The sequence below is a fragment of the Nocardia sp. NPDC004123 genome (assembly GCF_053603795.1).
Window position 1 is genome coordinate 19502 of the sequence record NZ_JBSGGG010000051.1, and the last position, 8895, is coordinate 28396.

At 66.2% G+C, this 8895-nt stretch carries 7 protein-coding genes; 2 read left to right on the forward strand and 5 right to left on the reverse strand.

The features are described from left to right. From narI to ACWEQQ_RS44065, 5 genes are read right to left on the reverse strand one after another with little or no spacing between them, the layout of a single operon-like run. Entirely contained in the window at positions 1 to 735 is a 735-nt protein-coding gene (gene narI, locus ACWEQQ_RS44045) for a respiratory nitrate reductase subunit gamma (RefSeq protein WP_452352434.1), read from the reverse strand. Continuing rightward, positions 732 to 1412, reverse strand: coding sequence for a nitrate reductase molybdenum cofactor assembly chaperone (gene narJ, locus ACWEQQ_RS44050; RefSeq protein ID WP_452352435.1), 681 nt, complete (start codon positions 1410 to 1412; stop codon positions 732 to 734). The genes narI and narJ overlap by 4 nt, the downstream gene beginning before the upstream one ends. Continuing rightward, a complete protein-coding gene (locus ACWEQQ_RS44055; RefSeq protein ID WP_452352436.1) occupies positions 1409 to 1585 on the reverse strand; it encodes a hypothetical protein in 177 nt (58 codons plus the stop codon). Before ACWEQQ_RS44055 ends, narJ begins: the two co-directional genes overlap by 4 nt. After that, positions 1582 to 3354 carry a nitrate reductase subunit beta gene (narH, locus tag ACWEQQ_RS44060; protein WP_452352440.1) on the reverse strand — a complete coding sequence of 591 codons (1773 nt, stop codon included), beginning with the start codon at positions 3352 to 3354 and terminating at the stop codon, positions 1582 to 1584. The genes ACWEQQ_RS44055 and narH overlap by 4 nt, the downstream gene beginning before the upstream one ends. A 10-nt stretch (positions 3355 to 3364) precedes the next feature. Then, positions 3365 to 7096, reverse strand: coding sequence for a nitrate reductase subunit alpha (locus ACWEQQ_RS44065; protein ID WP_452352437.1), 3732 nt, complete (start codon positions 7094 to 7096; stop codon positions 3365 to 3367). 323 nt (positions 7097 to 7419) lie between these two features. On the opposite strand from ACWEQQ_RS44065, the gene ACWEQQ_RS44070 reads away from it, so the two are divergent. Together ACWEQQ_RS44070 and ACWEQQ_RS44075 are read left to right on the forward strand one after the other, a co-directional pair. Further along, positions 7420 to 7863, forward strand: coding sequence for a YdeI/OmpD-associated family protein (locus tag ACWEQQ_RS44070; RefSeq protein ID WP_452352438.1), 444 nt, complete (start codon positions 7420 to 7422; stop codon positions 7861 to 7863). Positions 7864 to 7990: 127 nt separating this feature from the next. Beyond that, positions 7991 to 8895, forward strand: a 905-nt coding sequence (locus ACWEQQ_RS44075; RefSeq protein WP_452352439.1) for a DUF222 domain-containing protein, incomplete at its 3' end; no start/stop codon positions are given.

Sequence of the window (8895 nt, forward strand, 5' to 3'; positions counted from 1 at the left end):
TCAGCGCCGCGGAATGGCGGGGGTATCCCAGGCGCGGGCGTAGCGGGTCTTGTCCGCGGACTTGTTCGGCTTCGCGCGGTACACCACGTACGGGCGGACCAGGTAGCCGATGGGCGCGGAGAACATGTGGACCAGGCGGGTGTAGGGCCAGAAGGCGATGAGCGACAACACGATCAGGCCGTGCGCCTGGAAGGTCCAGGGGGTGCCGACCATGAGGTCGGGGTGCGGATGCAGGGTGAACAGGCTGCGGAACCAGGGGGAGACGGTCTCGCGGTAGTTGTAGGTACCCCAGAGCAGGTTGCTGCCGACGGTGTTGAGCAGACCGGTGATCAGGGCGGCGGCCAGCAGGATGTACATCACCTTGTCATTGGTGGTGGTGGCCTGACGGACGGCGGGGACGGTGACGCGGCGGTAGAGCAGGATGCCGATCCCGGCGATGACCGCCACGCCCGCAACCGATCCCGCGGAGACGGCGACCACGTGATAGGTCTCCTCGGAGATGCCGACGGCGTCGGTCCAGGACTGCGGGATGAGCACGCCGAGCACGTGCCCGCCGATCACCCCGAGCATGCCGAAGTGGAACAGCGGGCTGCCCAGGCGCAGCAGCCGCGACTCGTAGACCTGTGAAGACCGTGTGGTCCAGCCGAATTGATCGGTGCGATAGCGCCACAGGTGCCCGAGCACGAACGACGTGAACGCGATGTAGGGCAGCGTCAGCCAGAGCGCGGAGCTCATCGGCGGGCCTCCGATCCGGTGAAGGCGAGCGGGTCCATGGCGAAGGGCTCCAATCCGACTTCCTCTTCGGGCGGGCCCTGGGCGGCGAGTTCGGCGATACGCCGGCGGTCGGCGGTGGTGACCGGTGGCAGGGTCGCCACCACCGACGCCAGCACCCCGGCGTAAGGAGATCCGCTGTCGGAAAGCGACAACCGCAGCAGTTCCAGCACCGGGACGTGTTCGCCCAGCAGTCGTTCGCCGCCGACGGGATCGACGGTGGCGGCGAATTCGAGCAGCACGGGCAGGTGGTCGGGCAGTTCCTCGTCGCCGAGTTCGACCCCGGCATGCCGGTAGGCGTGCTTGAACCGCAGCAGCGCCATCCCGCGCTTGCGGGTGTCCCCGTAGGCGTAGAAGGTCAGGTGCAGGCTGGCCCGGCGGCGCATGTCGAAGGTCTCGACATACTCCTGGGCCAGCGCGATCGCATCGCCGGTGCGCAGGTACGCGAGGAACTCGGCCAGCAGCGGACGGACCGCGTCCGGCAATTCCGCTGCGGCGGCGTCGAGTTCGTCGAGCATGGCCAGGGTCTGCGCGCTCGGATAGTCGAGCAGCAGCGCGCCCAGCCGCCACACCAGTCGCCGATCGCGTTCGCTCATGGCGACGGCGGGTTCGGGCCGTCGCCGCAGTTTCAGCAGGCTCATCGCGGGGCTCCGGTGGATTCCGTTGCGGCGGTATCGAGTTCGTCGATCATGGCGCGCGTGCGCGGGTGCGGGTAGTCGAGCGACAGCGCATTCAGCCGCCAGGCCTGCCGCCGATTCTCTTCGTGCGCGGTGACGGCGGGTTCGGTGCGCCGTCGCGGTTTCAGCAGGCTCATCGTGTGGCTCCGGTGGGTTCCGGCTCGGCGGCGGCAGCGCCGTTGCTGACGCCGTCGACACCGGAACCATGGTGGCCATTGCCGTTTCCGTTGCCGTTTCCGGACGTGGCGGTGGATACGCCGGCGCCGCTGCCGTTCGCTCCGTTTCCGCCATGGCCATGGGCACCGGAGCCATTGGTGCCGGTTGCGGTGGGCACCAAGCCTTTCGTGCTCCTGCCATCCCAGTTCAACAGGTTGATGCGGTTGGATTTCTGGTCGGGGGAGGCATCGTTGGTGTCGGTGAGGTGGAATTTGTCGGCCATGTAGTCGAAGGCCGTCATGCCGGGGCCGCCGTCGGTGTCGAGCGAGCATCCCGTGGCGAGGGAATCCAGTTCGTGGGCACGGGAAGTCGCGCCGGACGGGATCACGTACCGGTGTTCGTACTTCGCGATGGCCAGCAGCCGGTACATGGCCTCGATCTCTTCGGGCTCGAGGCCGACGGCGTCGGGGATGGACAGGTCGGGTTCCTGGCCGAGGTTGATCGAGCGCATGAACGACCGCATCCCGGCGAGCCGCTGCAACGAGGCACGGACCGGGCCGATCTCACCGGCGGTGAACAACTCGGCCAAGTACTCCAGCGGAATACGCAGGGCGTCGATGGCGCCGAAGAGGTTGTTGTGGTTCTCCCCGTCGTGCCCGGTCTGGGTGAGGGTGTCCACCACCGGCGACAGCGGCGGCACGTACCAGACCATGGGCATGGTCCGGTATTCCGGATGCAGCGGCAACGCGATCTGGTAGTCCACGATCAGCTTGTAGACCGGTGAATCCTGAGCGGCCTGAATCCATTCCGGGGAGATCCCGGCCCGTTCGGCCTCGGCGATGACGCGCGGGTCGTGCGGGTTGAGGAACACACCCAGCTGGGCGGGATAGAGGTCCTGGTCGTTCTCCACCGAGGCGGCCTCGAGGACCTTGTCGGCGTCGTAGAGCATGACCCCGATGTAGCGCAGTCGCCCGACGCAGGTTTCCGAGCAGACGGTGGGGATGCCGACTTCCACCCGCGGGTAGCAGAAGGTGCATTTCTCTGCCTTGCCGGTCTTGTGGTTGAAGTAGATCTTCTTGTACGGGCATCCGGTGACGCATTGCCGCCAGCCGCGGCACTTGTCCTGGTCGACGAGCACGATGCCGTCCTCGGCGCGCTTGTAGATCGCGCCCGACGGGCACGACGCGGCACATGAGGGGTTGAGGCAGTGCTCACAGATGCGCGGCAGGTAGAACATGAACGTTTCTTCGAACTCCAGCTTGACCTGCTCGGAGAGCTTGGCCAGCAACGGGTCCTTACCCACCTGCTCCGGGCCCGACCCCAGCGAGTCGTCCCAGTTCGCGCCCCAGGTGACGTTGGTGTTCTCGCCGGTGATCAGCGACTTGGGCCGCGCCACCGGCGTGGTGTCCATCTGCGGTGCGGACAGCAGATTGTCGTAGTCGTAGCTCCACGGGTCGTAGTAGTCCGACACCGTGGGCAGATCCGGGTTGGCGAAGATATTGAGCAGCCGCTTCATCCGCGACCCGGACTTGAGGGTCAGCCGGCCCTTCCTGTCGAGGGTCCAGCCGCCCTTCCACTTCTCCTGGTCCTCGTAGCGACGCGGATAACCCTGTCCCGGACGGGTTTCCACATTGTTGAACCACACGTACTCGGTGCCGGAACGGTTGGTCCAGGCCTGCTTGCAGGTGACGCTGCAGGTGTGGCAGCCGATGCACTTGTCCAGGTTCATGACCATGGCCAGTTGCGCCATCACACGCATATCAGTACTCCACTTCCTGCGAGCGCTTGCGAATCGTGGTGACCTCGTCGCGCTGATTTCCGGTGGGGCCGTGGTAGTTCAGCGCGAACGACTGCTGCGCATAGCCACCGATGAGGTGCGAGGGCTTGATCATGATCCGGGTCAGCGCATTGTGGATACCACCGCGTTTACCCTTGCCTCGCTGGACATCCGCCGTGCCTTCGATGCGCGGCACGTTCACCGCGCGGTCCTGGGCGTGGTACATGAACACCGTGCCCTCGGGCATGCGGTGCGACACGATCGCGCGGGCCACCACGATGCCGTTGCGGTTGATGGCCTCGATCCAATCATTGTCGGCGACACCGATTTTCGCGGCGTCCTTGTCCGACATCCAGATCGCCTGACCGCCCCGCGAGAGCGTCAGCATGTGCAGGTTGTCCTGGTAGGCGGAGTGGATCGACCACTTCGAGTGCGGGGTCAGATACCGCACGGTCACGCCGTTCTCGCTCACCTTGCCGATGCCCGGCTCGGCGAACAGCGCGGTCATGTCCAGCGGCGGCCGATAGATCGGCAGCTGCTCGCCCAGCTCCATCATCCAGTCGTGATCGAGATAGAAGTGCTGCCGCCCGGTCAGCGTGTGCCAGGGCTTGGACCGCTCCACATTGATGGTGAACGGCGAATACCGGCGTCCGCCCGTCTCGCTCCCGGACCATTCCGGTGAGGTGATCACCGGAACGGGCCGGGCCTGCGTGTCGGCGAAGGTGATTCGCTTTCCCTCGTGTTCGGCAGCCAGGTCGGCCAGCTCGGTTCCGGTGCGCCGTTCCAGCGCATGGAACCCTTCCACCGCGAGCCGGCCGTTGGTGGTGCCGGACAGTGCCAGGATCGCCTCGGCCGCGTGGGTGTCCTTGGCCAGGGACGGACGGCCCTGCGCGACACCGGAAACCACAGTGCCGTTGACGCCGCGCAGGTAATCTACCTCGATATCGGGCAGAGTGGTGACACCCTTGGTGGTGAGTCCCAGCGTTTCGACCAACGGCCCGAGCGCGGCCATCTTGTCCGCGACATTCGGGTAGTCACGTTCGACGACAACGAGTTTCGGCATGGTGACACCCGGAACGGGCTCGCATTCGCCGTGCTTCCAGTCCAGCACCCGCCCGCCGGCCTGCGCCAGCGCGTCGGCGGTGTCGTGCTGCAGCGGCACCGCGACCAGGTCCCGGCGCACGCCCAGATGCTTCTCCGCCAGCCAGGAGAACCCGCGGGCAATGCGGTGGAAGGCCTCGAAATCGGTCTTGGCCTCCCACGGCGGGGAGATGGCCGGGGAGAAGGCGTGCACGAACGGGTGCATGTCGGTGGAGGACAGGTCGTGCTTCTCGTACCAGGTGGCGGCCGGGAACACGATGTCGGAGAACAGGGTCGTGGACGTCATGCGGAAGTCCATCGACATCAGCAGATCCAGCTTGCCGGTGGCGGCCTCGTCGCGCCATTCCAGCTCCTGCGGGCGCACCCCGGTGGTCTCGGTGGTCTGCAGGTTGGAGTCCGCGCCGAGCAGGTGCCTGTGGAAGTACTCGTTGCCCTTGCCGGAGGAACCCAGCAGGTTGGCGCGCCACACCGTCAGCACCCGCGGGAAGTTCTCGGGCGCGTCGGGATCCTCGCAGGCGAAGCGGAGATCGCCCGACTTCAGGCCGTCCACCACGTAATCCGCGGGCGTCCTGCCCGCCTGCTCGGCCTCGTCGACGAGATCGAGGGGATTGCGGTTGAGCGTCGGATACGACGGCATCCAGCCCAGACGTGTTGCGAGCGCGATATTGTCGGCCGCCGTGCGCCCGGAGAAGGTGCCCTTGCTCAACGGTGAGGCGAACGACTCGGAGGTGAACGGGTCGTAGCGCCACTGGTTGTTGGCCAGGTACCAGAACACGGTGCCCTGCATCTGCCGCGGCGGCCGCTGCCAGTCCGAGGCAAAAGCCAGTGTGGCCCAGCCGGTCACCGGACGGCACTTCTCCTGGCCCACGTAATGCGCCCAGCCGCCGCCGTTCACGCCCTGGCAGCCGGTGAGCAGGGTCAGGGTGAAGAAGGAGCGGTAGATCTGGTCGGAGTGGAACCAGTGGTTGGTGCCCGCGCCCATGAGGATCATGGACCGGCCCTTGGAACGCTCGGCATTGTCGGCGAATTCGCGGCCGAGGCGTTCGGCCTGCTGGGCGGGGACGCCGGTGATCGACTCCTGCCAGGCGGGAGTGTACGGCTGGGTCGCATCGTCATAGCCGGTCGGCCAGCTGCCGGGCAGACCGGACCGGGCTACGCCGTACTGCGCCAGCAGCAGGTCGAACACCGTCGTCACCCGTCGTCCCGCGATGACGGTGGTCGGCACGCCACGGGTGAGGACACCGCCCTCGGACCCACCCGGCGGCCCGTCGAAGCGGGGGAACTGCACGGCCGCAACATCATCGGTGCGCCCGTGCAGGGTCAGCAGGGGATCGATGTCCCCCAGATCCAGGTTCCAGCGCCCCTTGCCCGCCTCGTTGAAGCGGTGGCCGAGAGAGCCATTGGGCACCTGCGGACCACCGTCCGCGTCCAGCAGCACCGTCTGGTGCTCGACGCCCTCGCCGGTGCGGCCGAGATCGGCGGCGGTGAGGAACTTGCCGGGCGTGAAGGTGTGACCGCTGTAGTCGCCGTCGGTGGACCAGCCGCCCTCGTGCTCGTCCAGCACCACCAGGTACGGCAGATCGGTGTAGCGCTTGACGTAGTCGTTGAAGTACGGAGTCTGCTTGTCCACGAAGAACTCTCGCAGCACCACGTGACCCATGGCCATGGCCAGGGCGGCGTCCGTACCCGGGCGCGCGGGCACCCATTCGTCGGCGAACTTGGTGTTGTCGGCGTAGTCGGGGGAGACCACCACGACCTTCTGGCCGCGGTAGCGGGCCTCGGTCATGTAGTGCGCGTCCGGGGTTCGGGTGACCGGGACATTGGAGCCCCACATGATCAGGTAGCCGGCGTCGAACCAGTCGGCGGACTCGGGCACGTCGGTCTGGTCGCCGAAGACCTGCGGGGAGGCCACGGGTAGGTCGGCGTACCAGTCGTAGAACGACAGCATCGAGCCGCCGATCAGCGAGATGAACCGGGCGCCGACCGCATGCGAGACCATGGACATGGCCGGGATCGGCGAGAAACCCGCGACGCGGTCGGGGCCGTACTTCTTGATCGTGTAAACGTGTGCGGCGGCGGCGATTTCGGCGGCTTCCCACCATTCGGCGCGCACGAACCCGCCCTTGCCGCGCGCCGACTTGTAGGCCTTGGCCCGGTCGGCGTCCTCGACGATGGACTCCCACGCCAGCACCGGATCCTTGAGCCGCGTCTTGGCGTCGCGGTACAGCTCCAGCAGCGTGCCACGCACGTACGGGTAGCGGATGCGCGCGGGGGAGTAGGTGTACCAGGAGAACGACGCACCACGCGGACAGCCGCGCGGCTCGTACTCCGGCTTGTCGGCGCCGACGCTCGGGTAGTCGGTCTGCTGCGACTCCCAGGTGATCACGCCGTCGGAGACGTAGATCTTCCACGAGCACGATCCGGTGCAGTTCACGCCGTGCGTGGACCGCACCACCTTGTCGTGCGACCACCGGTCCCGGTAGAACTCGTCGGCCTCGCGCCCGCCCACCTTGTGCAGGGTGCGCAGGTCACCGGACACCTCGCCGCGGTTGAAGTACTTCCCCAGTCGAAGCAGCGCATCGGCGGACGAGTGTCCGTTCCGCGTAATAGCCATAACGCCCCCTTCGAGCTGGAAAACCGGGCTGCTGGCTCGACTGTAGGGACGCCGGGGGAGGCGTCAAAACGGTTTGCTCACAATGCTCGAAGCGCATTTGTGAGCTGTGAGATCGCCGCAATGTTCCGGTCACTGAGGGGTAGCGGCCGAGGTCACACCTTGCGGTCGCGACCTGGGAAAACCTCTTCGCAGGCAGTGAAACAAGTTCTCGGAAGGGGCTTCCGGGGCAGCGGCGGTGAAGCTTCCGAAACGGTTGGTTCTCGGTTACTTAATAATTGTTAACACACCTTCGGATTGCTGAGTGATCGCTATATCGTGCACCCATGCAACGATTCGACGGCGTCATCGAAACCGCTGCCAACGGTGGTGCATACATTCGCATTCCCCCCGACATCATCACCGCCCTCGGCGGCGGTGGCCGCATCCCGGTTCAGGCCACCTTCGACGGCATCCCGTACCGAGGCTCCATCGCCACCATGGGTGCGGGACCGTGCCTGGGCCTGCTGAAGGCGATCCGCGCCGAACTCGGCAAGGGGGCTGGAGACCAGGTCGCCGTCACTGTCGAGCGTGACACCGTGGAACGCACCATAGCTGTCCCCGACGACCTCGCCGCCGCACTGCGGGAGGCGGGGGTACAGGACGCCTTCGACAGGCTCTCGTACACCAACCGCCGTGAGCACGTCACCGCCGTGACCGACGCCAAGAAACCGGAGACCCGCACTCGCCGGATCGGCAAGATCATCGACTCCCTCGCCGGCAGTTCTTGAAACCGATCCACTGTCTCATTGAAATCCATTGAGGCAATGGTTATTTCAGATCCAGTAGAGTTGAATTATGTTGGGATATAGGACATTTCTGGTTCCGATGGGTGTGGGATAGCGATAGAATTAGTGCATGACTTCGACGGGGGTGACACTCGACAAGTGCGGCATCGCAGAACTGGCGGCCGCCGTCGAAGCCCTGTCGAATTCCGTCCTCCGCGGGAACCTCACTCCGCTCGCCGACGGTGATGTCGTGGAGTTGATGCAGCGGTTGGAAACCTGCAAACATCAACTGTCGGCGCTGGATTCACGCCTGATCATCGAAGCCTGCAATCGTTCGCTGCCCGAAGGCAGTGGGGCGAAGGGCGTAGTGCCGTTCCTGCGCCAGACCTTGGGGTTGTCGAGGTACGACGCGTCGGTGCGGGTGAAGATCACCCACCAGTGCGGGGAATTCTTCGAACCCACCGGTCATCTGCGCCCGGCCGCGCTGGAGAAGACCGCCGAAGCCTATGAGACAGGCGACATCTCACGCGATCACGTCCGCAACATCATCGACGTGATGAACCACCTGCCCACCGACATCCCCGCCGAGACGCGCGCGGAAGCCGAACACCTCTTGGTCGATCACTCCCGCATCGGCTGGCCCGATGACCTGCCCAAGATCGGTCGCGACATCCTCGCCCGCATCGACCCCGACGGCAAGGTCGTCTCCGACGCCGACCGCCGTCGCCGTCGCGGCTTGATCCTGGGTCGTCCCGGGGTGGACGGGATGTCGTGGATCGAGGGCTGGATCACCCCCGAACTGCGTGCCCTGCTCGATGCCGTCTTCGCCAAGCTCGCCCGTCCGGGTATGTGCAACATCGACGACGCCGACAGCGTTGCCGCCACCGTCAAGGTCGTCGACTCGAAGGTCCTCGAGGCCGCGGCCCGTCGCGACCGTCGCGATGCCGGTCAGCGCACCCACGACGCCCTGTTCGCGCTGCTGCAGCCCGGTGTCGACCCCGCCAAGCTCGGCTCACACCGCGGCCTGCCGGTACA